The sequence below is a fragment of the Sulfitobacter sp. genome, from assembly GCF_041552635.1.
In the GTDB taxonomy this organism is placed as follows: Bacteria; Pseudomonadota; Alphaproteobacteria; order Rhodobacterales; family Rhodobacteraceae; genus Sulfitobacter.
Genome location: NZ_JBFEKM010000333.1, coordinates 1 through 1,836 on the forward strand (window position 1 = coordinate 1; position 1,836 = coordinate 1,836).

Sequence of the window (1,836 nt, forward strand, 5' to 3'; positions counted from 1 at the left end):
TCCAGCGAATTATCAGCCCCTCACGCCACTGACCTTTCTGGAACGCGCGGCAAGTGTTTTCCCGGATCATATCGCGATTGTTCACGGGGCCCTGCGGCGCAATTATGCTGAATTTTACGCGCGCTCGCGGCAACTGGCCTCGGCCCTAAGCCAAAATGGTATGGAGCGTGGGGATACGGTATCAGCGCTGCTTGCAAACACCCCTGCCATGCTGGAATGCCACTACGGCGTTCCAATGTGCGGCGCAGTGCTGCATTCGATCAACACCCGTCTGGATGCCGCGATCATCGCGTTTCAGCTGGATCACGCCATGACGAAACTCGTCATCGTGGACGCTGAGTTCATGCCGTTGATGCAAGAGGCGCTGGCAATTGCATCCGTGAACCCCGTGCTGATCCAATATAACGACGCTGAATTCGACGGCCCCCAAGCAGCCGTTAAGGCCCAGGATTACGAGGCATTCCTCTCTAGCGGTGATCCTGATTACGCTTGGCTGATGCCAGAGGACGAATGGGATGCAATCTCGATCAACTACACGTCTGGCACGACCGGCGACCCCAAGGGTGTCGTGTCGCATCACCGGGGCGCTTACCTTTTGGCACAGGGAAATGCGCTGACGTCTTCAATGCAAAAACACGCGGTCTATCTTTGGACCCTGCCCATGTTTCACTGCAACGGCTGGTGTTTCCCATGGACGATGTCGGCGATTATCGGCACCCATGTTTGTCTGCGTCAGGTGCGGGCGGAACCGATCTGGAATGCTTTGGCTGACGAGGGCGTCACCCACCTGTGCGGGGCCCCGATCGTGATGTCGCTGATGATCTCTGCACCTGCTGGGTTAAAACGTGATCTTGATCGCACCGTGCAATTTTTCACCGCAGCAGCGCCTCCACCCGAAAAGCTGTTGGCGGATATGAAAACCGCGGGGTTTGACGTTACGCATCTTTACGGGCTGACTGAAACTTATGGACCCGCAGTGGTCAATGACTGGCACGACAGCTGGTCTGACCTGCCGCCAGAGGAACAAGCGGCCCTCAAGGCCCGTCAGGGCGTGCGCTATCTGCCGCTGGAAGGACTAGATGTTCTCGACCCCGAAACCATGGCTCCGGTGCCCCGCGACGGCAAAACCATGGGCGAAGTCATGTTTCGTGGCAACGTCGTGATGAAGGGATATTTCCGCAATCCACAATCCACCCAAGAGGCCTTTGAAGGCGGTTGGTTCCACTCCGGCGACTTGGGGGTGATCCACCCCGATGGCTACATCCAGCTCAAGGATAGATCCAAGGATATCATTATTTCTGGTGGGGAAAACATTTCCTCCATCGAGGTCGAAGAAGCGCTGTACCGGCACCCGGCTGTCAGCGTTGCCGCCGTGGTCGCCATGCCGCATGAGAAATGGGGAGAGACACCATGCGCCTTTATCGAGCTTGCTATGGGGCAGCAGGCGGATGGCGAAATGCTTAAAGCGTGGTGCCGTGATCAGCTTGCGCCCTTCAAGGTTCCGGGCCAGTTCATTTTCATGGATATTCCGCGCACCTCGACGGGCAAGATCCAGAAATTCGTTCTGCGCGCGCTAGCAAAAGAAATTGCGGACGGAGCCCCCGTCAATCTGCTGGCCGACGTCTAGTATCCACTCCTTGGTGCAAATCCCCGCCTTACAAGCGGGGCGGCCTTCGCACGCAGAAACTTTTTTTGTTTTTATCTATAAAGAATGAATCCTCAAGGCGCTGGCGCGGGCAATTCACTGGAAGCGGATGCTTGAGTCCGGTGAATTCACAACAATGGCAGAACTGGCGGAACACGAGGGGATCAGGCTGTCTATGAATGCAGCAGTAA

1 protein-coding gene is annotated in these 1,836 nt (G+C 56.5%); it reads left to right on the forward strand.

Going from position 1 to position 1,836, the window contains the following annotated elements; genetic code table 11:
* The coding region (locus tag ABYT07_RS20800; protein ID WP_372993904.1) for an acyl-CoA synthetase at positions 1 to 1,627 on the forward strand (1,627 nt) is incomplete at its 5' end.
* Positions 1,628 to 1,836: the final 209 nt, after the last annotated feature.